The sequence below is a fragment of the Salinivibrio sp. EAGSL genome, from assembly GCF_013366455.1.
Classification (GTDB): Bacteria; Pseudomonadota; Gammaproteobacteria; order Enterobacterales; family Vibrionaceae; genus Salinivibrio; species Salinivibrio costicola.
In genome coordinates, this window is the sequence record NZ_JABWMG010000001.1 from 249,952 (window position 1) to 273,457 (window position 23,506).

14 protein-coding genes and 1 pseudogene are annotated in these 23,506 nt (G+C 50.1%); 4 read left to right on the forward strand and 11 right to left on the reverse strand.

Translation table 11 applies throughout. The features are described from left to right. Nucleotides 1-152 precede the first annotated feature (152 nt). Complete coding sequence (locus HLG76_RS01125; RefSeq protein ID WP_021023622.1) at nucleotides 153-650, forward strand: MarR family winged helix-turn-helix transcriptional regulator; 498 nt, start codon at nucleotides 153-155, stop codon at nucleotides 648-650. A 183-nt stretch (nucleotides 651-833) separates the two neighbouring features. Here HLG76_RS01125 and HLG76_RS01130 read toward each other — a convergent pair whose 3' ends face one another. Then, nucleotides 834-1,694 carry an aldo/keto reductase family oxidoreductase gene (locus HLG76_RS01130; RefSeq protein ID WP_077460668.1) on the reverse strand — a complete coding sequence of 287 codons (861 nt, stop codon included), beginning with the start codon at nucleotides 1,692-1,694 and terminating at the stop codon, nucleotides 834-836. Between the two features lie 280 nt (nucleotides 1,695-1,974). On the opposite strand from HLG76_RS01130, the gene HLG76_RS01135 reads away from it, so the two are divergent. Together HLG76_RS01135 and HLG76_RS01140 are read left to right on the forward strand one after the other, a co-directional pair. Beyond that, nucleotides 1,975-2,472: a GNAT family N-acetyltransferase gene (locus HLG76_RS01135; RefSeq protein ID WP_175992917.1), complete on the forward strand. Its 498-nt coding sequence runs from the start codon at nucleotides 1,975-1,977 to the stop codon at nucleotides 2,470-2,472. Nucleotides 2,473-2,573: 101 nt separating this feature from the next. Then, on the forward strand, nucleotides 2,574-4,889 hold the full coding sequence (locus HLG76_RS01140) for a methyl-accepting chemotaxis protein (RefSeq protein ID WP_021023625.1): 2,316 nt from the start codon (nucleotides 2,574-2,576) through the stop codon (nucleotides 4,887-4,889). A gap of 1,314 nt (nucleotides 4,890-6,203) precedes the next feature. Here the strand turns inward: HLG76_RS01140 and HLG76_RS01145 are convergent. The 5 genes and pseudogenes from HLG76_RS01145 to cmoM all read right to left on the reverse strand — a co-directional run bounded on the left by HLG76_RS01145 (nucleotide 6,204) and on the right by cmoM (nucleotide 16,415). Continuing rightward, nucleotides 6,204-8,765, reverse strand: a pseudogene (locus HLG76_RS01145) (LysM peptidoglycan-binding domain-containing protein). A gap of 319 nt (nucleotides 8,766-9,084) precedes the next feature. Further along, entirely contained in the window at nucleotides 9,085-13,536 is a 4,452-nt protein-coding gene (gene mukB, locus HLG76_RS01150) for a chromosome partition protein MukB (protein ID WP_175992918.1), read from the reverse strand. Further along, complete coding sequence (gene mukE / locus HLG76_RS01155; protein ID WP_175992919.1) at nucleotides 13,533-14,264, reverse strand: chromosome partition protein MukE; 732 nt, start codon at nucleotides 14,262-14,264, stop codon at nucleotides 13,533-13,535. The genes mukB and mukE overlap by 4 nt, the downstream gene beginning before the upstream one ends. Continuing rightward, complete coding sequence (gene mukF, locus HLG76_RS01160) at nucleotides 14,245-15,609, reverse strand: chromosome partition protein MukF (protein WP_175992920.1); 1,365 nt, start codon at nucleotides 15,607-15,609, stop codon at nucleotides 14,245-14,247. Before mukF ends, mukE begins: the two co-directional genes overlap by 20 nt. Next, on the reverse strand, nucleotides 15,606-16,415 hold the full coding sequence (gene cmoM / locus HLG76_RS01165) for a tRNA uridine 5-oxyacetic acid(34) methyltransferase CmoM (RefSeq protein ID WP_025744930.1): 810 nt from the start codon (nucleotides 16,413-16,415) through the stop codon (nucleotides 15,606-15,608). The genes mukF and cmoM overlap by 4 nt, the downstream gene beginning before the upstream one ends. A 115-nt stretch (nucleotides 16,416-16,530) precedes the next feature. Here cmoM and elyC point away from each other — a divergent pair, with 115 nt between their 5' ends. Beyond that, nucleotides 16,531-17,307 carry an envelope biogenesis factor ElyC gene (gene elyC, locus HLG76_RS01170; RefSeq protein ID WP_021022808.1) on the forward strand — a complete coding sequence of 259 codons (777 nt, stop codon included), beginning with the start codon at nucleotides 16,531-16,533 and terminating at the stop codon, nucleotides 17,305-17,307. A gap of 130 nt (nucleotides 17,308-17,437) precedes the next feature. Here the strand turns inward: elyC and kdsB are convergent, their stop codons facing one another. From kdsB to HLG76_RS01195, 5 genes are read right to left on the reverse strand one after another with little or no spacing between them, the layout of a single operon-like run. Then, complete coding sequence (kdsB, locus tag HLG76_RS01175; protein ID WP_021022809.1) at nucleotides 17,438-18,208, reverse strand: 3-deoxy-manno-octulosonate cytidylyltransferase; 771 nt, start codon at nucleotides 18,206-18,208, stop codon at nucleotides 17,438-17,440. Further along, nucleotides 18,205-18,387, reverse strand: coding sequence for a Trm112 family protein (locus HLG76_RS01180; RefSeq protein ID WP_077460625.1), 183 nt, complete (start codon nucleotides 18,385-18,387; stop codon nucleotides 18,205-18,207). Before HLG76_RS01180 ends, kdsB begins: the two co-directional genes overlap by 4 nt. 12 nt (nucleotides 18,388-18,399) lie before the next feature. Then, on the reverse strand, nucleotides 18,400-19,392 hold the full coding sequence (gene lpxK, locus HLG76_RS01185) for a tetraacyldisaccharide 4'-kinase (RefSeq protein WP_175992921.1): 993 nt from the start codon (nucleotides 19,390-19,392) through the stop codon (nucleotides 18,400-18,402). A gap of 2 nt (nucleotides 19,393-19,394) precedes the next feature. Then, nucleotides 19,395-21,149 (reverse strand): lipid A ABC transporter ATP-binding protein/permease MsbA, encoded by a 1,755-nt coding sequence (gene msbA / locus HLG76_RS01190; protein WP_077460627.1) that lies wholly within the window; start codon nucleotides 21,147-21,149, stop codon nucleotides 19,395-19,397. Between the two features lie 43 nt (nucleotides 21,150-21,192). Continuing rightward, nucleotides 21,193-23,490 (reverse strand): DNA internalization-related competence protein ComEC/Rec2, encoded by a 2,298-nt coding sequence (locus tag HLG76_RS01195; RefSeq protein ID WP_175992922.1) that lies wholly within the window; start codon nucleotides 23,488-23,490, stop codon nucleotides 21,193-21,195. Nucleotides 23,491-23,506: the final 16 nt, after the last annotated feature.

The window sequence follows — 23,506 nt, forward strand, 5'->3', positions numbered from 1 at the left end:
TTGAACTCTAATGGTTATAATAGACTGAAAGCACGTCGATTATTTTCTCGTTGAAACAAACATAAATCATCGATTTTTCTCTCGATGTCTTTGCACTACAACCGCGGGTATTGTAAGTTTCGGGGGCAATTTTTTCTGGTGGAGGTGAGGTAATGGAAAAACACGAAGAAGTACTGGTCGCATTGCGGCAAATTATACGCGCAATCGATTTGCATTCACGAAAGCTTAACAAAGTATCGGGGATCACTGGCCCCCAATTGGTACTGATGCGTGCGATTAAGGAGCTTGGTCAAGTGACGATTCGTAAGTTATCTGTCCATACCAACATGAGCCAGGCCACAGCAACCACCATTTTGGACCGCTTAGAAAAGCGTGGGCTGATTTTGCGTGTCCGGAGCGAGCTTGATAAGCGTAAAGTGCACGCACACCTGACCGAACAAGGGGAAGCGGCATTGGAACAAGCCCCTAAGCCACTGCAGGAGAACTTTATCTCACGCTTTCAAAACCTAGAAGAATGGGAACAATCTCTGCTGCTGTCCTCTGTCCAACGTATCTCATCAATGATGAATGCAGACGATATTGATGCCGCACCGATGCTAGAGGTGTCTGCGCTTACCTCGCATCACTCCATGTCTCAGGCTAAAAAATAGCAGCTACCGGCGGGTAAACAGGACGTCTCCACCGGTCAACCTGCCAGCAAGGCGCCAGAAAAGCCATGGATTGAACGCTTTTTGTCGCCATTGCTCATCTGAAAATAAAAAGACGGCACCACGTACCGTCTGTTGATTTTTCCCTTGATCAACGCCTTCGCACGAATGACCAACACCTTCGCTCTAAGGCACGTTATGCCCTTTCGAAGCGACCCATATGCGATACCACTGCTCACGCGTTAATTTAAGATCATAAGCCTGTTTAGCGGTTTTCACTCGCTCAATGTTCCCCGAGCCTATAATGGGTAATGGTTTCGATGGATGCCGCATCACCCAAGCATAAATCACTTGATCGATACTCGCGCCGCCTAACTCCTCACCAATAGTGCTAAGCGTTTCGCGCACACGGACAGCCTGTTGTGACTCACCCGTCAATAATTCACCGCCAGCAAGGCATGACCACGCCATCGGTTTTATCTGAAGACGCTGAAGCTGATCAAGCGTGCCATCGTGGATCACATCAAAACGTAGCGGGTTGATTTCAACCTGGTTGGTGACGAGCGATTCGTCCCAACGAGATTGCAATAAATCAAATTGTGACGGCGTAAAGTTTGATACCCCGAAGTGCGCGACTTTTCCGTGATAGCGAAGCGTTGTAAACGCCTCTGCCACTTCATCCGCGTCCATCAATGCATCAGGGCGATGCAACAATAACACGTCGAGCTTTTCCACCCCTAAACGCTTCAGTGAATGATCCACCGACTCCAGGATGTGATGATAGCTGGTGTCATAATGATTAATTTTACGATTAGGGGCCGCCTCGCTGACCAACTTAATGTCGCACTTGGAGACAACTTGGATCGATTTTCTCACACTCGGATCCAATTTTACCGCTTGTCCAAACAAGGTTTCACAGCGATAATCTCCATAGATATCAGCATGATCAACCGTTGTAATTCCCAAATCAATATGGGATTTGAGAAAACTGAGCCGCTGCTGCGGGGTCATCTGCCAATCATCTAATCGCCAGTATCCCTGCACCATAGGCGAGAAAAACGGGCCGACCGGAGAAATGGATGTCGCTTTAAACTCTGACAAAACGCGTCCTTATATGCCGAGAAGTGAAGATCTCATGCTAGTCCGATCAATTTCACGTCACAATCCCTTTTTTATTAATATAACGAGATAGTTTGTTTTCTCTCAATTTTTGATTTTTTGCGTACCACGCGTTTGAACGAAAGATGAGCAATTTGTCATCAATACTTGGCGAATGGGACGAACTTCGGTATCTTATGCGCCGCAAAAAAGCAAAAAGGAAGCGAAAATGCTTATTCGACGCATGGAGTTGCGTGATTGTGACGCGATCAATACCATTTATAACTATTACATCACCCACACTGCGATCACGTTCGATTTAGCCCCTTGGCAAAAGCAAGAGCGTGAACATTGGTTTGCGCAATTTGATCCGTCCTCCCGCTATCAAGCTTGGGTGGCAGAGCAAGATCAACAAATCGTTGGGTTTGCTTATAACACGCCGTTCAACGCTAAACAGGCTTTTCATATCGCCTCAGAGATCACGATTTACGCCGCGCCTGATGCCGGCGGTCGCGGTATCGGCTCACAATTGATGCGCACTTTGCTCGAGGGGATGCGAGAGCAAGATCTTCGCCGTGCTTACTCGCTGATCACACTCCCCAACCCCTCTTCACTGGCGCTTCATCGTCGTTTTGGCTTTCAGCAAGTTGGCCAACTTAACGATGTCGGTGAAAAGTTCGGCCAATACCATAGTGTCGCCATGCTCGAGTGTGATCTGACCATTTGAGCATGCTGTTGGCCTGTTGAATAAGCCCCACCCTCTTCACCATGCACCGTTACAGTGCCCTCATTTGATACCGTCGTCACGACGTTCAGGAGTTTAGTAGTATGAAAGTTCGCACAAAGGTATCTGCGGCAATCATCTCCGCCTGTGTTATCTGTATTCTCGCCACCGCAGCAGTGCTCGCCAACCGCACCACTGCATTGTTTGGCGACCAGATGCAAGATCAAGCCATTAGCCAGCTCAAAGCAGTCCGTGAAGCTAAACAATCAGAGCTAAGCAGTTATTTTTCATTTATCGGTCAACAGTTGACATCAATGGCCGATTCAACCATGACTGAAAATGCCGTTAACGCATTTAGTCAGGCCTATTTACGCTACAGCCGTGAAGTACGGACCGACCGCGCGTCACGCCGCGCCCTGCAGGATTACTATACCGACACCTTTGGTGATGCCTACCAGGCGCTTAACGATACGAATGCCAACGCTCGTTCCAACCTCGCCGCGCTCGCCCCCGCCACGCGTACACTGCAACAATTTTACATCAGTGGTAACCCGCACCCTTTGGGCGAGAAAGACAAGTTAGTTACCACTAATGACGGGTCAACCTATGATAACGTTCACACCCAGTACCATCCCAACTATCACCGTTTTGCCGAAACCTTTGGCTACCAAGATATTTTATTAGCGGATGCGAACGGTCGTATCGTTTATTCGGTGGCGAAAGAAATCGATTTTGGCACCAGTTTGTTTGCCGGTCCCTACGCCACCAGCGGGATGGGAGATGCGTTTTTAGAGGCTATCGACGCGCAAGCAGGCGACATTAGTTTTGTTGATTATCGCCCCTATTTTCCCAGCTATGACGAGCCAGCTTCATTTATCGCTACCCCTATTGTTGAAAACGGCGAAACCCAAGGGGTGCTGATCTTTAAACTGCCTATCGCACGATTAAGCGGTGTCATAAGTGGCCAAGGGCACTGGCAATCTGCCGGATTTGGTGAGACGGGCGAAATGTTTATGGTGGGGCCAGACAAGGTTCTCCGTACCGAGGCACGCGCGTTACAAGAAGATAAATCGGCCTATTTAAATTTGTTGCGCACCAATGGCGTAAAACCCGGTTTGATTAACCGCATCGACTTCACTGACACCGCGGCTGGACAAATGCCAATCGATTCTCCAAGTGTGGCCCAGGCGCTCGCGGGCCAAACAGGCACGGGGGAAGAAAAAAGCTACCGCAACCAAACCGTTTATACCGCTTATGCGCCGATTGATGTATTTGGAAAGCGCTGGGCGTTGGTGAATCAAATTAGTCAACAAGAAGCGCTTGCCCAAGTGACGACCATGAAAGACACTATTTTAAACGCCACCGTGCTCACATCGCTGGTTCTGGTGGGTGTCGCGATACTGATTGGTTATGTATTGGGTGGCAATATTGCTAAACCCATGATTGCGGTGACCACACGGATTAAGACGATCGCCGAAGACAAGGATTTAACTCAACGGCTGCCGGATAAAGGTAAAGATGAAATGGCGCTGCTCGGCCGTTCGCTCAATCAGATGTTTGCCAGCTTCCAAACCGTGATCCAAGAAGCGCATCAAGCATCTGGATTACTTGGGCAAGCCGCTAACGATATTAACCAAGACGTAGTCACCATGCACGATCGCGTTACCGACCAGGTCAAGCATACCCATCAAGTGGCCTCAGCGGCGACGGAAATGGCTACATCGGTCACGGATGTCGCGCAATACGCCGATCAAGCCTCAACCGCGTCAGACGATATCACCCAAGCGGTGAATAAAGGCTCGCAAATTGGTGACGATCTGGTGGAACAGATCCGCACGTTGTCATCGAGTATGGACGCCGCCACGGCGACCATGAGCCGCTTATCGCAGCAAAGTGAGGAAATTGGCACCGTGCTCGATGTGATCCAAGCGATTGCCGAGCAAACAAACTTGTTGGCATTGAATGCTGCTATCGAGGCCGCCCGTGCCGGCGAACAAGGCCGTGGATTCAGCGTGGTCGCTGAAGAAGTACGTACCCTTGCCTCTCGTACCCAGGACTCCACCGAAAGTATTCGCGATAAAATTGCCGCATTGCGCCAAGAGACGCAGTCAGCGGTGGCGGATATGGATACCACCAGCCAAACCGTGGAAGTTTGTGTGAACCACTGTCAGCAAAACAACGCCGCCTTGGTGGATATTGCCAACATGGTCACCGAAATTAATCAAATGACCTCACACATCGCCAATGCCACACAGCAGCAAACGCAAGTCACAACGGAGATTAGCGAAAGCATCACAGACATTGCACAATCAGCAGAGACTGTCTCGCAACGTACGCATGACACGGCAGAAACCGTCACCGGCTTAAGCCAACGTTCTGCGCGATTGGCGGATACCATCGGACATTTCAAAACCGAATAATATATCCCACCATGATGTGTAGAGGGAGGCATATTGCCTCCCTGACTATCAAACTCGTAGGCCGAAAAAGCGCCGGGGGCACTTAGCAATCTTGCACATCGAGGCCGAAGCGCGCCTCCGACATCGGTGTCAAATGTTGGCATCGAATGTTACAAGCGACACGGAAAACGGAATACAGAATACAGAGTACAGAAAGAGCAAGCGCCTCAATACGCACACAGTCCTGCTCTTTCCGTACTCCGTAAGCGAAGCGATCTGTATTCAAGTTCTCGAATCAGGCGTAGGTCGGACAAGCGCCAGTGCGGTGTTAGTCGTGTATACCCAAGCCGAAGCGCGCCTCCGACATCCGGGGCAAATTTGACCCCGATCGTGACAGGCGCCCAGGCGGCATAGTGCACCTATCCATCATCGCGCTGGGGCTTGTGTCATCGTCGCCAATGGCACCACCGACGTTAAAATACGCGTAGGTCGGTATAAGCGCCAGTGCGATGCCAATCATTATCACGATGTGGGCCGCGCGCCATCCGACATCAAAGCCAACGATTAACCCCGATCGTTACAGGCGCCTATTGCATGGCGCAGAGCAACTGGCGCCCGTTTACAATGTGCACCTATCTATCATTGTGCTGGGGCTTGTGTCATCTCTTACCCTACTCAGATTCACTCGCTTTTTTTACGCTTTTCTGATGATGAAGAGTCAGAAGCAGAAAAAGGATTCGGGGAGGACTCGCCGTTGCTATCGGCGATGCTTTCTACGGCGACTGGCTCGATACCTACACCGACGCGTAATCCTCTTGTTGCCTCCCAGACTACTGATTTTGTTTTCGCTCGTTGAACTCAAGTTATGCTTAGGTTTTATCCTGGCCCCACATTCTTTTTTGTCTCAATGCACTGGCTGAATATGTTAGCTGTGAAAAACTTTATCCACGAAAAGCGATTAATAATAAAACAGGGAGGCCTGTTAGCCACACATTAGCCAATAAAGTTGACAGTCTATATATAAGGTAATCAGAGCCATAAATAGATTGGATGCTTTGACGCCACTCTTGAATCTCTGCCTTCGGTATTCGCCAACCGTATCTAAGCATGAGGTATGCGTACCATATGTGACTTGTAGAGCTAGCAAATACCCATGAAAGATTACTCTCTAAAATAAATTTAGCTCGCTCTCTAAACTTAGATGGAGCACTATTCACAATGCAATGAAGGATCTCGTACTTTCTCTTCCGAAGCTTTATTGATAGGTAGATATTCAAGATCAAATATGGGAATCCGCCTACTACTAGCAGTAACACTCCGGCTTTAATCACTAAATCAATCAAAGATCATTTCCTCTATAACTTTCCCTGTTTCGTTCGAAAGTTCTCCACCATACATTCCCCACATAAAAGAACCACCAGCAACCAATGCAATTGATAATCCTCCAGTTGCAGGTATAAGAGCGATGCCCCATCCTATAGCAAGTCCCCCCAAAACATTTGTCAGACCTGACGTACTATTTCTAACAACACTTCGATTGCAGGTTTCCTCAAACCAGCCACTACTATTACATGTAGTTACCACATCAGTAGCGTTTCCATATAACCCGGCTCCAATTACGAGACCGTTAGCGATACCTAATGAGCGGCTAAATGACATCGCCTGTTTATACAACGCGGTCATTTCAATACCAGAAATTGCTTTAGAAAAGTCTCTTGCTCGGTAAAGTTGACGTTTACCGACATTTAGGTAGTTATTGATACGCTTTGTCTGTATGTTTCTAATATATCCTGGCTTTCCAATCTCCGTCAGTATTAACTTCATCTCTTGCTGAAATGTGCGGGCTTCTTTTCTCCATGCTTTGTAGTCAGGGTGAGAGTATAGCTTTGGTCCTGACAGCCCCTCCGTTCGAGAAGCTATGTGACGAGAGTAGTCTGCAAAGGACTTCATTTTTTTACTTATTTTGTCACCTTGGACCTGAGCGCCGGCAATCACAGCGCCAGAGCCAGCCAAAAGGTGGTTAAGATCTAGCTCGGCCAGCATAGATGTGTTTGCGTCCTGCTGGTGAATATCTAGGCCAGATGTTGCACTCAAAAGTAGCGCATTCGTTGTTGTTTCGTGATGCTCTGCGAACCACTTTTTCTGTTCACTTGAAAGGGTGAGGAACTCAGTCATTAAGTCGTTAGCCTGTTTGATGGCAAACTCTTCATCCGGATGGACTTCAGACCAAGGCGACACGACAAGGGGCATTCCTTCAATAATCTGGCTAAAACTACGTCTCAAATGAGGATTTGAATTAAGAACATGCTCGATTATATGTTCTTGATTTGATAAATATGTTTCAAGCGCAAAATCCTCCATGCTCATTCGTTTGTCAGCAAAAACAAGATACACATCATCAACGTCTTGAGGGGATAGCTAAGTTAAATTGACAACTGAAATTTCAGCGCTCAGCATTTTGTCACGATTTATTGGTTTGACCGACGTCCCCTGCAAAATGCCATCAAATGTGTAGTGGGTATTAGCAGCAAGGTTATATTTCTGTGGTTTTTCTGGTGGTAAATTACGCGTTATTGATTGCCTTTCTTTTTTCGCCGCCGGCTGACTGACCGTTAGGCTATCACCCACGGCTAAAGCCATCGGATCGGCGTCATACTTTGGATTTAGATCCAATAGCTGCTTGGCGGATAAGCCATACTGTTCGGCAATAGCTGGCCATGATTCACGTTGGCGGGTGGTCGGATCTGTTTTGACCGTGTGGGTTGTCGGCTGTTTTGTCTCATCACGCTTATCGGTATCTTTTTCAGATGAAGGTTCATCTCGTTTGGCGATAGCTTGCTTGGGCGCGGCGAGTAATTCATTGATAGACAGTTTAATGCCGTTTTCTTCCAGCCATTCATCGTCTAGATTATCAAGCAAGTCACGCGTGATCGGTGCTTTGAGATAGACAAGATATTGGTCTTCGACCTCTTTGCCGCCAATCTTCCAGTACACCAGAATGGCGCTTTGATAACGATTAAAACCTTGCGCCTGGTTGAGTCTGTCATGTCTAGAGCGCGTGGCGTAAAACTGCCATTTGCCATCACCCAGCAGCTTGTACTCCTGCACTAAGCGCTTTTGGTAAAAATGGTAGTAATAGCCTTCGGTGGGTAGGCCCAGTCGCTCGCCGAGTTGAACAGAAGGTGTCACAGGAATAAAGGCTTCTTGGATGATACCAGAGCCAATCGACTTTACCTGCACGGGCTCGGGCACGCTAATGCCCATTGAGGCCGATGCAACTTTAGCGATAAGCTTTTTGGGCTCGTTGAATGCGATATAAGTGGTGTACTTGGTGCCATGCTCAGTGCGCGCGGTTTGCCAATCATCCTTCACGCCTTCTTGCTGTGTTGTGGCTAATTGAAACTTACACCCCACCGTTTTGCTAAATATCTTATCCGAGCTAGCAATCTCAAAACAATACTCGTATTTAAGTGGCGGTGGCGCATTAGAGCGGTCAGGTTTTACCGGCTCGGGCACATAGGTGTCTTCGATATTGATTGCAGCATGCGCACTGTGACTGCTACCACCAGCGCCGCCGGCCACACTGCCAGATTGATTAGCTCTAGCGGCAAGTGCTGAACGGGCTTGTGGTGAGAGGGTCGTTTCAGTGTCTGCCGAGAGGGACCAGAGCTTATTCGTATTATCATGCACCATCGCGGGCCGCATTGGGGTATCAGTCAACAGGGCAAATTCACCGCTATCAAGCTTTTCTTTAAATTGTGAAAAGCTCCCCCCATCAGGCATTACATTACCAAGGTCTCGCTCATTAAGCGCCTCAATATCGCCCTCTACTCGCCCAAACTCATACGCCATGAGCTCGGTCAGCCTAACGAGTTTATATCCCACCGCATTGTCCACCAATCAAGAACCATGGCGGTGTATTCTACTGAAGAGACCAGATTTTTGGATAGGTTTGTTGTCATCGTTAGGTTAGCACTGGCTAAACTGTGAATTGCGTGCAAGAAATAGTTATCGCTATCCTGAGTATTGAGAAAACGAATCTTAGGGGTTGATCATGTCATTTATCGGTTTAAATCCGATACCACACTGGACTTATATCACCAAAATCAATAGCGCCAATTGAGGCTTCGAACAGACTTCAATATGCTCTATCACTGATAAGGCCAGCGTTTGATGCTGGCCTTCCTTTCCAGATCAGAGAGACGAGTTCTCGGTGCTACTCAAGAACGAGCTCTTGCGCAAGCGCTTGACGCTTCTCTTCACCAAAACCGCGTAAGCCAACCACATGCACATGCTCACGATCGTTAAAGATCTTGCGCACTAATTTATAGGTGGTGCCTTGCTCTGGGCTGATGTTTTCCGGTGCGGCAATCAACAGCTGCATATCCAAACGATGACACAACTCAAACAAGGTCGAGATCGATTTAGCATCCAAACGCGCGGCTTCATCAAGGAACAGCAAGCGACATGGGATCACGTCTTTACCGCGTAACCGCCGTGATTCCTCTTCCCAGCTTTGAATTACCATCAGCAAAATGGCTTGGCCGGTACCAATGGCCTCCCCTGTCGACAACGCACCGGATTCCGCTTTAAGCCAGCCGTCGGTACCACGATTCACCTCAATACCTAATTCGAGGAAATTGCGATAATCTAACAACTCTTCGCCTAAGGTCTGTGGTGAACGCTGCCCCATGTCGATATGCGGATTCAGGCGTTGGAATAACTTCGCCATCGCTTCTGAGAAGGTTAGGTTTGGATTGCCGAACAAGTCTTGGTGTTGATCGGCATGCTCGGCCAAGCCCATCAGTAGCTGCGCATGAGTGTCACGAATCGAGACATTGAGACGCACGCCTTTAACCTGACCAAACCCGACACTTTGCAACCCTTGGTTGAGCATGCGGATCCGGTTTTGTTCACGCTGAATCGTTTTACGAATAATATTAGCGACCGACTCTGAGCTAATCGCTAACCGCTGCTCACGCTGCGTGAGTTCTTCGGTCAGGCGCGCAAGCTCCACTTCCATCTCTTCAATCGCTTCAACCGGATCGTCGGTGCGAATAATGTCGTGGCGGATCCGCTCGCGCAGATGTTGATAAACCGCAACGTAAAACAACACTTTACGCTCAGGCCGACCGATATCTTCTGACGCGCGTAAAGCATCACGCAAAATTTCATTATCGGCCACGGCAAGGCGCAAGGCACCCAACGACTTATCCGACAGTGAGCGCAATTCCTCGGCAGACATATACGCCATTTCTCGGCGGTTCAGTTGCTTTTCAACGCCGTTATCACGCGCAATCCGTAATACACTGCACCAGCCTGCTTTGGCATTGACCACAAACTGACGCAGTTCTTTATACTGCTTGAGCGATTTACGCAGCTCTTTGGTCAGCGACTTGGTTTCCATCTCTAACGAGGTGATCCCGCGTGACAGCTCACTATGTCGCTGTCGCGCTTGGTGCATTTGCTCATACAAGGTATCGCGACGATGCTGCGCGCGCATCAAAGCTTCTTCGTCCGCTTGTACACCTAACTCGGCAAATTCACGTTTAAACTCGTTCAACGTCTCTTGCTTGGACTGATGGGCACTTTTAAGCGATGCGAGCAGCTGCTGATACTGGCTATTTTGCCCCTGTACCTGCTTTAGCGCATCACGCTCACGTTGGCGAACTTGCTCTGCGTCTTTTAGTTTGGCCTTCAGTTGCTCGTTTAACTCACTGCTTTGCGTCAGCATCTCTGCCGCATCTTGATAGGCAAAATGAGTACGGCGCTCCGCTAAGTCGGCGACGGCAAATAGCTGTTGCTTAATCGCTTGTAAGGCTTCATCCGCTTCTTGATAGGCTTGCTCCAACTTATCAAACTGCTCAGGATCACTCTCCAATGTGGCCAAGTATCCTTCTAGGGACGCCAACGTCTCTCCATGCTGCTGGATAAACGTTTTGGCCTGTTTCGCCGCGTGCAGGTTGTCATTCGCGGTTTGCAAGCGAACATCAAGTTCGGATTCTGCTAGGGCGTCGGCACAGTAACGCAGCTTATCAAGGCATTGCAGGGCTTGCTGACAACGTGAAACCTCAGCCTCATGCTGCGTCAGCGTCTGTTTACTCTCAGTTATCGCACGCTGGGTTTGCACGCGTTTTTCACGGCAGCGCGCTATCGCTTGCTCGGGATCGGGAGTAAAGGCAACGGTTAGGTGCTCCGCAATAAATTGGCTAAACGCTTGCGATAAACGCTGCCACTTTTGCACATCAAACGAGGCCTTCGCGTAATCTTCTACCAGTGCATCACGTTGTGCTCTGAGCTGCTCAAGCCGATGCTCACGAGCCGCACGGCCAAATAGCGGGGTCTCTGGGAAGCGTGAATAGCGCATTTGCCGATCATTCAGGTGCACACATACCGCACCGCCCAGCTCTTGAGCATCAAACACGCGATCATCAAATGCGTCCGCATCGCCTTCAATGATGTAAAGATCATCTGGGCACGCGTCAAGCGAAGCCAGCTTCTCCTTTACGCCTTTCAGATCCGGCACCACAATCGCATGACGCGCTGGACCATACAGAGCGCTAAAATACGGGGCATCTTCTAAGGTAATATCGTCGTAAATCTCAGAGAGCAGGGTTCCGCCAAGCGTCTCTGCCAGTCCTTGTAATTGCGAATCTTCACTGCCACCAGGTTGCGCCAGCTGTTCAATCGCCCGCTCTATCTCGGCTTTTTGGCGGGCAAGCTGCTCTTGATGATGGGTCTGCTGACGCACTGACTCATGTGTGGCATGCATGGCGTCCATCACCGCTTGGCTATCCGCCAAGGTTTGCTCGGTCTGGGTTTCGAGTTTGGTCAACGCCTCATTGGCGGCAAACCAACGGGGCGCTTTGCCTTCAAGCTCGCGAATGTCCGCATCAATCGCTGCCTCGGTACGTGACAACTCGCGCAGCCGCTCGGCTTGAGCCTCTTTTTCTTGCTGTAAGGTCTCTCGTTTTTCTTGTTGCAAGGCAACAGCTTGCTCCACGGCATCACTATCAGCCAGGCGCTCCCCGGTTAACGCCTGATAGTCTAACACCAGGTGGCTAGCCTTTTGCTGCTGCTCAACACGTTGGGTTAATTCGCGATGTTCATATTGGCGTTGTGAGAGGCTGTCGGCGAGATAGCGACGGGTGCGGCTCTGCTCTACCCAATACTTGGCTTTTTCTCCTGCCTCGGACCGGGCCACTGACGGGTCAATGCGTTGTAATAAGCTTAATCCTTGCGCAAACTGATTGGCCGTTGCCGATGCCAGATCCCGCTTGTGTTTAAGCGACAAGACGCGATCCGTTTGCTCTGATTCTTCGGTTTTGAGCCTTTGCAAGCAGGCCCCTACCTCATCGACGGTTAAGGCGTCATCGTCGGTGAGACGTCTGGCTGTTTCAAGCGCCGTTACAGCTTGCTGATATTGCAAAGATCGCGTTTGCTGAGTATTTAGCGCTTGCTGATAGTCCGCCAGTTGCGTTTTCAGGCTATCGACTTCTTCTTCGCTTTGTGCCGCCCGTAACTCGGCCTCGGTGAGCTGTTCCGTGGCTTCTTCCACCACCATGATTTGCTCTTCCAGTCGCTCAGACAATTCAAGCAAGTCTTCTTCATAACGCTGGATTTTTTCTTGCTGACGCATCGCCGATTGCACCAGTTGTAAGTGGTCCGCCGCGGCTTGATGGTCTTGCTCAAGATGATCTTGTCCGGCTTCCAACTCACTTAATTCGGCACGCATGGCCTCAGCGTGCTGCTGTTTTTGCTGCAAGGTTTGCTGCGCGGCGTTTAATTCAGCCCGCAAAGACAAAGCCTGTTCGAGCTTGGTACGACGTTCGTTAGCATGGCGCATGTAATCTGAAGCCACATAATGGGTCGCCTCGGTGATCAGGTGCTTAAACAAATCCCGATCGCGCTGGGTAACTTTAATCGCCTCCAGCGTCATGCGGTTTTCTTTTAGCGCCACTTCCATGTCTTGGAAGGCTTTTTTAACCCCGCCATTTTGTGGCAATAAGTACTCACGAAGTGACTTAGTAATGGCACTGGAAATACCGCCATACAAAGACGCTTCGATCAGACGGTAGAATTTGCCACGATCTTGTTGCGTACGCAGCTTTTTAGGTAACACTCCAAATTCAAACATTTGCGCATGATAGTCAGTGACCGAACTAAACGCTTTAAAATGCGCGGTTTCATACGCACCGGCCGCGTCTTTCACTTCGTTCAACTGACGCACTCGTGCTTGGCCGTTATTTAAGGTTTCCACCAAGACATCAGTAGGTGAGACGGAGGACGGTAACCCTTGCAAGATAAATGGCTTGATATCGACTTTTTTATCTCGACCGGCGACTTGCTGTAGGCGTACGCCAAATAACACGCGCTGTTGACGCGAGTTCACCACGTCTAATGCCGCATAACAGGCGCCTGGTTGCAATTTACCGTGCAAACCTTTGTCCCGAGATGCACTCGAGCTGCCTGCTTCCGTGGTATTGCGAAAGTGCAGTAAGGTTTGATCGGGGATCAATGAAGTAATAAAAGCCGCCATAGTGGTGGATTTACCGGCGCCATTGCCACCCGATAACGTGGTGACCAGTGAATCGATATCAAAGGTCCGCGCAAAAAAGCCGTTCCAGTTCACCATGGTGAGTGATTGATACTTACCGCGCTGGCTCATGCTGTCGGCTCCTCCGTGTGTTGTGTTGCGGACGTCTCAGCTTCCTGATCAAACGCATCATCAAGCAAGCTAGATTGAATATGTTCTTGGCTATGGACCACAGCTTCGCCATCTCGGATTAAGCGTAACTGCGCTTCTTGCGGATCATCGCCCGTGCGTACATCGGCGCCAAAACGGAAAGTGGCTTCACTAACGCGAAACTTATTGCCATCACCAATCGGCAAGATCATTCCCAAACGACGCAGGCGACGCAGCGAGGTTTTCACCTTATCAAACAGCTTCTCGCGGTCGAGATCGGAGCCTGTGGCACGGTGGGTGACCAGCTTCATCAGTTTTTTCTCGTCGGCCAATGCCATCAGCTCGTCGAACAATTCTTGCGTGGTGAAGATCCCTTCTTGGGCCAAGCGCTCTGGGCTCAAATACAAAAAGCACAGCACTTTGCCGACCAGCATATCAAGCTCCGACAAGACACTGCGGCGGATAAGGCTGGTGGAACGCGGACGCAGATAGAAAAAGCCTTCTGGCGCACGCACTAACTCCGCGTTATAGCGCTGATAAAAAATATTTAACGCTTGCTCAAATTCAATCAGCAAGGCGTGGTTATCTAAATCGTCACTGGCAACATGGCGGCCAGCGCGTAATGCACTATCCAACGCCGGAAATAAAGGGTTAGCAATGGCTTTGGCCAGCTCCTCTGGCATTGGCTGTTCAGTATTTATCGATGACATTCGCTTGTACCTTCGCTCCGAAGTCGTTAATCGCCTGCCAATCAGGCTGAATCGCGTTGAGATCAGATTGGGAATAGCCCATCCGAACCGCTTGATTAATCACTAAGCGCGCGAGATCAAAATGGCGAGCTTGGGGGTGCTCGGCTAAGTAGTCTTTAAGAACACGACCGAGATCGATCGCTTGTCCGGTTTCTCGGTGACGGTTGAGCATCTGTGAAACTTTCTGTGACAAGGTGTCATCAACTACAGCCAACTGCTCAAACGTCACTTCTTCTGGCATATCGCCGGTGACTTCATCATCACGTAACACCAAGGCTTCATCACGGGTGTCGCGTAAACGCTCGGCATCCGCATAGGTCAAAAACCACGGCGCATCCAAATAGTCCGAGACCGATTGACGCAGACGCTGACTAAACGCACGGTTTTTATCCATATCAATCGCGGTTCGAATAAATTTATGCACATGGCGATCGTAACCTATCCATAAATCAATCGCTTGCTGACCCCAGTTCACGATCCGATCCAGTTTCATCTGCAGTCGATAAACCATGGCATCGACAAACTCGAGCTCGTCGCGTTGTCGCACCACTTCCTGGATCTCTAACAGTTGGCTTTGTAACTCATCTCCCGCCGCTTGCAGCGTTTCTTGCAGCTCTTGCAACGTATTGGATGTTTCATTTAACAAGTGCTCACAGTTAGCGATAGCGGCTTGCCAGTCTTGGGTAAGTAAGGCGGCAATATCGTCTTTAACTTGCTGTTGCTGCTCATCCATCACCCGCTGGTTAAGATCGATACGGTCAAAGATATCGGCCACCGAGTATTTTAATACCCCATACACATTGTGACGCCAAAAGGCGGCATCGCCATCTTCCTCTGCCGCACCGCGTGCCTTAGCGATTTCATCCGCGACCATTGAAAGCTGTACAGACAACTTTAACGTCGAGTATTCACGGTGGCGCGCATAATAATCCGCAATGCCCAGGGCGAGCGGCGTCAGACGATAAATGCTATCGCCCTCGGTCATTTCACTGGTAAAACGGCTTAATAAGCGCGCTTGCACCATTTCATTGATGGCATTGTTGGCACGAAAAGCGATGTTGCCGACGCTGCCACCTTCGTCATTCATGAACTGTTCACTCACTAGCCGAAAAACATCGACTAATTCATGTTCGCTCAGTTCATCGTCTAAGCGCTCTTGGCTCATCACCGCCATTGCCAGCAAAAATGCCAAGCGCTCGGGCGGCAGCTGAAGTGCAAAGTTATTGTGTTTAACCCAACTGACCAATTCCGGTACGGTCTGAGCGTCGCCTTCCCCATGCTGAGAAGACTGAGCCTGATCACTCATCGGTTGTCCTTGTTTTCATCTTGATGACTGGAGGCATTATGTTGCCCCCATACATGAATATATCGCCCTAGAGACACAAACGGCTCTTGGCGGCAAAGTTGCTGTTCCAACGCCAGCACCTGCTCAAAGGTAAAATCACCAATATTGGTATCGCGCATGTAGTCATGAAACGTGCGCACCCCGGTTTTACCTTTGAGGCTAATGCCACTGTCTTGCATCCATTGATAGACACTGTCTGGCTGCAACCCTTTGGGCGGTTGCAGTTTAAACCGTTTACGGTGCGGCATTCCCTGTTCAACATGGGTCAAGTTGCCACAGACGAGGTTTTTAAACAGCAATCCGGTTTGGTTATAAAACATCACGGATACGACGCCACCCGGCCGTACATGGCTGAGCAAATCTTTTAGCACTTGCTCAGGAGCGGCGACCCACTCCAATACCGCGTGAAATAAAATCACATCCGGGGGTGACGCCAAATGCTCACCAATGGACTGCACCGAGGAGTGGACCAGCTGATACTGCGCAAGTAAGTCCTGTTGTTCAATCTCCTGACGCGCCAACTCGAGCATTTGTGAAGAAAGATCACACAAAGTGACCCTGTGACCTCGAGCGGCCAGCGGTTGTGAAATCGGTGCAACGCCGCCACCCGCATCCAAAATATGGAGTGGTTGATCCGGCGGAAAGCACTGCAACATCTGCTCGATGTCGTGCCAAATTACCGCTTGACGGATTTCGCCTTTGCCCGATCCATAAATGTTTTTAACAAATTTGTGGGCGATGTCGTCGAAATTTTTATCCTCAGTCACAATGGCATTCGTTATCATTGAGTGGTATGAAGGCTTATTCTGTCACAAGCCTTACGTTAATAAAGGTTTATGGCATTATTTGTGCCTCGTTTGACTATATTTCGGGCGACATTGCATGTTTGAATTAAAAAAACTTATCTCAACCTTGATAATGCCCTTGCCCGCGCTGTTGCTCTTGGGTCTTTTCGGGCTATGCCTGCTTTGGTTCTCTCAGCGTAAAAGGCTGGCATCTTTTGTTATTTTCATCGCGTTTGCTGGGATTTTTCTCACTGCGTTTCAACCGGTCGCCTCTGGGTTACTTCGCCCTCTTGAGCGTCAATACACCGCTTTTCTCCCGACAGAGAAACCGGTGGACTTTGTAATGGTACTTGGAAACAGTCATGTGGTAGATGACGCATTACCACCAACGTCTGAACTCTCGCGTGCAGCGCTCATGCGTCTGACCGAGGGGATCCGAATTCACCGGATGTATCCGACATCCAAACTAATATTATCGGGCTATGACCACGGCTATGAGGTGAGCCACGCCCGCATGTTGGCACGTGTCGCGATGGCGCTGGGTGTCAACAAAAACAGTATCTTGTTACTGGAAACAGCAAAAGATACCTGGGAGGAGGCGTATCAAGCAGCGTCTGTGGTGGGGAGTCGTAATCTGGTGTTAGTCACATCAGCCGCACATATGGAGCGTGCGGTGTATGAGTTTCAAAGCGCAGGCCTTAATCCCATCCCTGCACCGACCAACTTCATGGCGCAAAAAGAGATCAAACAGCCATGGATTAAATACAGCCCTCGCGCCCAATACTTGGAGCAATTTGAGCGCTATTGGCACGAGCGGCTCGGTCAAGCCTGGCAACGCCTTCGTGATTTGATCGCACAGCCGGCATCCAAGTAACAGCGAAGAGACAACGGATAACAAGAAAAGGTAACGGGTAAAAAAGAAAAAAGCCGCGATAACATTCGCGGCTTTTTTATCGTTTATTGCCATGACAAGCGAGGAGATTACGACCTGATGGCTGTTAACGTCACTCGCTTGCACCATTGGCGGCGATATGCGCACGTACCGCCTCGAGATCAGCCTGGGTATCGACCCCATGCGGTGGCGTTTCGGCGGCAACCGCAACATGAATTTTTTCACCATGCCAAAGCACTCTGAGCTGCTCAAGCGACTCAATCTTTTCCAACGGACTTGGCGTCCAATGAATGTAGCGACTAATAAACCCCGCACGGTAGCCATAAATGCCAACATGACGGAGTAAAGCGTCTGGAATATCGGGAGATTCAGCCTCGAAATGAGTGCGATCCCAGGGAATAGTGGCGCGACTAAAATACAACGCAAACCCTTGCTGATCCGTGACGACTTTGACTACGTTGGGGTTGAATACTTGCTCACTGTTATCAATCGCAACGGCTAAGGTCGCCATCGGGGCTTGCGGGTACTGATTCAAATTCGCCGCCACTTGCCCAATCACTGCAGACGGAATTAAAGGCTCATCGCCTTGCACGTTGACAATGATGTCATCATCAGCAAAACCGTATTGTGCCACCACTTCCGCCAAGCGTTCAGTCCCTGACTCATGGTCAGCACGTGTTAGGCATACGTCGCCGCCAAAGTCACGTACCGCAGTCTCAATGCGTTTGTCGTCTGTTGCAACAATGACCTTACTGGCCCCTGCGGCTTGCGCGCGCTCATACACATGTTGGATCATCGGTTTGCCCGCGATCTCAGCCAATGGCTTTCCTGGCAGACGGCTTGAACCAAACCGTGCTGGGATCACCACATAAAACGGACTCATCCTTGCACCTCTTCCAAGGATAAATCGCGCGCTTCCGACGCGAGCAGTACCGGAATTCCATCGACAATAGGATAAGCAACCCGATCGAATTTACAAATCAGCTCGTTATTATCTCGGTTATAAAACAATTTGCCCTGGCATGATGGGCAGGCCACGATTTCAAGCAGGCGGTGATCCATAGCGTTCCTTTTTTATTTGTTCGCGTTTTTGGTCAAACGTTCGATCTTGGCGAGTAAAGCCTGGGCCGCAGCCTCCGGCAAACTCGCTTCTACCGGCAAATACCACCAGTTATCTTGTGCGATGCCTTGGTATTTTACCGCATCTTTTTCGGTCATGAGTAAATGTTGCCCCTTCTTTGCCAACCTGTCCAGTTCCTCGGCGCTGAGGGTTTGGTGATCATTGATCCCTTGGCTGTACAGTGGCGTCACGCCCATTTGTTGCAACGTAGCAAAAAAGCGCGGCGGATGACCAATCCCTGCCACGGCAACCACACCCGGTAACATAGATGCAGGGCAAGCCTGACCGGTTCGAAGGTTAGTGGCTTGCCCGGCCACCAAATGCATAGGCCACTCTTGCCCCTGGGTGGTGCCGCCGTTATTAATCAGCATGTCGACACTGTCGAGGCGATCGACCGATTCACGCAAGGGTCCAAGGGGTAAGTAATGACCATTACCAAAGCGGCGCTGACCATCAATGATCACGATTTCAAGATCACGGTCTAAACGGTAATGCTGCATGCCATCGTCCGTCACCACGATATCGACGCCCTCTTGCAATAAGCGCTTCACTGCTTCACTGCGGTCAGGGTCAACGCACACTGGTACCTGAGTGCGGCGAGCGATTAATACCGGCTCATCACCGGCGGCTCTCGGCGATGTCGTTTGCGTCAACAGTAACGGGTATTGGTCTGATTTACCGCCATATCCACGGGAGACCACGCCTGGACGATAGCCTTGCGCTTTCAGTTGCTCCACTAGCCAGATCACGAAGGGAGTTTTACCGTTTCCCCCCACCATGATATTACCGACAACCACCACAGGAACTGGCGCACGATAACAAGGCGATCTTCCGCGCAAATATTGGTGGCGCCGATGACGAGCAATCAAACCAAATAAAGCACTAAACGGCCGTAATAGCGCCGTCCAAAAGGATCCTTGATGGCCAAACCAAAGTTGATCCAGCATACTTAGTCACCAAACTGAATACGATGGAGTTGAGCGTAGGCACCGTTGTGCGCGAGCAATGCTTGATGGCTACCTCGCTCAACAATCTCACCTTCATCCACCACCAAAATTTGATCGGCATCTTCAATGGTAGATAGACGGTGAGCAATCACCAGTACGGTGCGATCTTTTTGCAGCTCATCCAAAGCAGCTTGAATCGCGCGCTCTGACTCTGTATCCAGGGCCGAGGTTGCTTCATCCAGGATTAAAACAGGCGCATTACGTAACAGCGCGCGGGCAATGGCGATACGCTGACGCTGTCCACCCGACAAACTCACGCCATTTTCACCAATCATGGTGTCGTAGCCCTCATCCATACCGCGAATAAAGTCGTCTGCGTAGGCCAACTTAGCGGCATGCTTAATTTGCTCAAGGCTATATTGATCGGCCGCGGCGTAGGCTATATTGTTAGCCACCGTATCGTTGAACAGGTGGACATTTTGCGACACCACCGCAACCTGTTGGCGCAAATTACTCAACGTATATTGCTCAATCGGCATCCCATCTAAGGTAATTGAACCGCTGTCTATCTCGTAAAAACGGGTTAAAAGGTTGGCAATGGTACTTTTCCCTGAACCTGACCGCCCCACCAGTGCCAGCGTTTTCCCCGCGGGCACCTCAAAACTCACATGATTCAGTGCCGGCGCTTCTCGTGATGGATAGGTAAAAACCACGTCTTCAACTTTAATGTCGCCGTTAATCTGCTCGGCCTCATGGGTGCCGGTATCTTTCTCGGTCTCAAGTTCCATTAAGTTAAACAAGCTATGACACGCTGCCATCCCGCGCTGAAATTGCGACGTCACGTTGGTTAACGATTTCAGTGGCCGCATCAAACCGAACATGGCACCGAATACCACCGCAAAGGTCCCTGCCGTTAGCTCTGACCGAATGGCTTCGGTGTTGGCGAGAATCAGCACCACCACCAGCGCCATTGACGCGATAAGCTGAATCACAGGGTTGGCAATCGCCTGGGCCGAAACCAGCTTCATGGTTTGCTGACGCATACGGTTACTGACTTTTTCAAACCGTTTTTTCTCGACGTCTTGGCCACCATAGCTTAAGACCACTTTATGGCCTTTGAGCATTTGCTCCGCGGAGCTGGTGACCGAGCCCATTGCATCTTGCATATTCGACGAAATACGGCGGAAACGTTTAGAGACCACTTGAATGGAAATCGCGACAACCGGCGCAATAACCAAAAGAATGGCGGATAACTGCCAACTTGACCAAAACATTAAGATCATCAAGCCAAGAATCGATGCGCCCTCTCTCACCAAGCTCACTAATGCGCCACTGGTTGCAGACGCCACTTGTTCGGAGTCATAGGTAATACGCGACAACAGCGCCCCTGACGACTCTTGGTCGAAAAAGCTCACGGGCATTTTCATAAAGTGATTAAACATGCGACGACGCATGGTCATTACCACATTACCCGACACCCAAGATAAGCAATAAGCAGAGACAAAGCTTGATAAGCCACGCACCAACATTAATATCACGAGGTAAAGTGGCATCCATTTAAGGAAATCGCCCTCAACGTCATCGTAAGAAAAGCCTTGATCAAGCAGTGGGCCGAGCATGGAAAGCATCAGGGTGTCACTGGCGGCGTTCATTACCAAGGCGACAATGGCAACGATTAACCCTAGTTTGTAATTAGCAATATAGGGCCAGAGTTGCTTAAACGTCTGCCAGGTCGTTTTATCTTGATATTCGCTCATTAAAATCGTTTTGATGGGTAAAACAGACCGGCATTCTACTCTTTTACCGGTCTGCGTCCAAATTTACTGGCCGACGTTTAAACATCTGACGATACCAAGCCGCACGACGATCTTGGCGCCAACGCGTTAACTGCCAACCCGTGTCGACACGCTGCCAACGAACTTGACCATTGGCTGCGGTATCTAACCACGTCACATCGGCGTGCTCATAGGCGGCCCGTACCTGTTGCGCGGGCAACCGCCAAGGATTGAGTAACCCCGTCGATGCCACCGCCCAAGAAGGATTCACCGCACCAATAAAAGAAGGCGAAGAAGAAGAACGACTGCCATGGTGCGGCACCAGCATAATATCGCTGTCCAGCTGCGTTTGATCGCCCAAGGATGCAAGCAAATTTGCTTCTCCCTTTCTCTCAATGTCTCCGGTCAGTAACACGCTGTATTCCCCGTCAGAGATGCGTATGACGCAAGAGTCATTATTGTCTGCAGGTGCCGTTGCCTCTGGCGGCCATAAGGCGGCGAAGTCTAATCCTTGCCACTGCCAGCGCTGCCCTGCCACACACGTTTGATAGCCAGAGCGTACCTCACTGGCACGGCGCCAACGCGGTGAATATTGAGCGACAATAAAATCGGCACCGCCATCGTGATCACTGTCGCCATGGCTGAGAATAAGACCGTCCAGACGCTCAATGTGTCGACTTTCTAAAATAGGCGCGATGACCGCCTGTGCAATGCCGCCCACTTGCCAACGATTGCCGGTATCATAAAGGATGGCCTTTCCATTTTTACTCACCAGCACCGCAAGACCATGGCCAACATCCAACACATCCACTTGCCAGCTCACCGCTTTCGGCGCGCGCCAGGTGATTAACGCGACGATAAACACAATGACCAAGCCGCTGCATCGATGGCACCGCCAACCATATAATCCTATCGCTAACGCTATCACAGTAAACGCCCATCCGATTGATGCCACCGGTACAGTCAACCAACTCGCTGAGGCATTTTCAGCCAGTGCCATCACCGGGATCAGACTGATATTGGCCCACTGCCAACATAACACGCCCCCTAATCCAGTCGTTGACAAAAAAAGGGCCATAAAAACTAACGGTACCGTTATCATTCCCACCCACGGGACCGCAACCAGATTAATAGGCGTTGCCGCCGCACTCACTCCAGAAAAAAAACTGAGTTGCAGCGGTAACATACCAATCAGCAGTACAAGTTGGACGACCAACAACTGCTTCAACGGCCGCAGCCAGTGCCAGCGCCGGGGCGCTTGTCCCCAACCGGATGAGCGCGAAAAGCCATAATGCGCAAGACATAAGGCACCGACCGCCGAAAATGATAACCAAAAGCTGACCGAGAAGCCGGCTAACGGATCACGCGCAAGTACCAATAACACGGTGAGTTGCAAAAGATTAAGCGGTGAGACGCTGGCACCAAGACGCTTTGCCACCGACACCAATAACAGCGCAATCAATGCCCGTTGGGTTGGCAGTGCAAATCCCGCTAGTGCGGCATAGACTATCGCGACACCGAGTGCCACATAGAGCGGCAACCATGTAAATAAACGCTGCTCTGGCAGCCAAACACGCGCCCAACGGCCAAGTTGCCACCCCATGCCATAAGCCAAGCCAATGTGTAACCCTGAAATCGCCATCAAGTGGGCCAAACCACTTTGTGTCAATGTGTCCCAATGGGCGGCAGTCAGCCACGATCGCTCGCCCAAACTCAATGCTAAAAGGTGAGGGCCAAACCGAAGTGGTGATAAAGTCGGTGTTAAGGTATCAAGCAGCTGCTGACGCCAAGTAATGGTATCGGTTAATTGTGTGGCCTGTTTTAAACTGGCTTTGGCGTGTATTCGCCGAGCCACATAATATTTTTCCGCATCAAAGCCGGTTTCATTGAGTCGGCCATACGGTGGTTTAAGCCGTACAGTCAGCTGCCAACGCTCGCCCTGCTTAGGAAAAGGTGCCGATTGCCAGTACACACGTACACGCGCTGAACGAAAAGGCGCCAATCTCGATTGATTAATTTTATCGACATCAAAAATAATCGCTTGCGCGCCGGCTTTATCGCTAAAAAGGGTGCCCACAGTGCCCGTGATTGTAGTATCCTTTTGGTTTGAAATGATGTGGATCACGTTGGCTTGATACAGGTTTGCGGATAATACAGCCCAAGTGAGCCCCAGCGCGCTCCCTGCAAGCCACCACCAACGTATTTTCACCCCGAAAAAAAAGACAATACAGGTAATGGAGCAGACCCAAAACGGCGGTAATACAGGCCACCATGGTAGTGATAGCAAAGTCAGTGCCGCGGTTATCGTAAAGGTTAGCTTCATCGCGTAATTTCCAGGT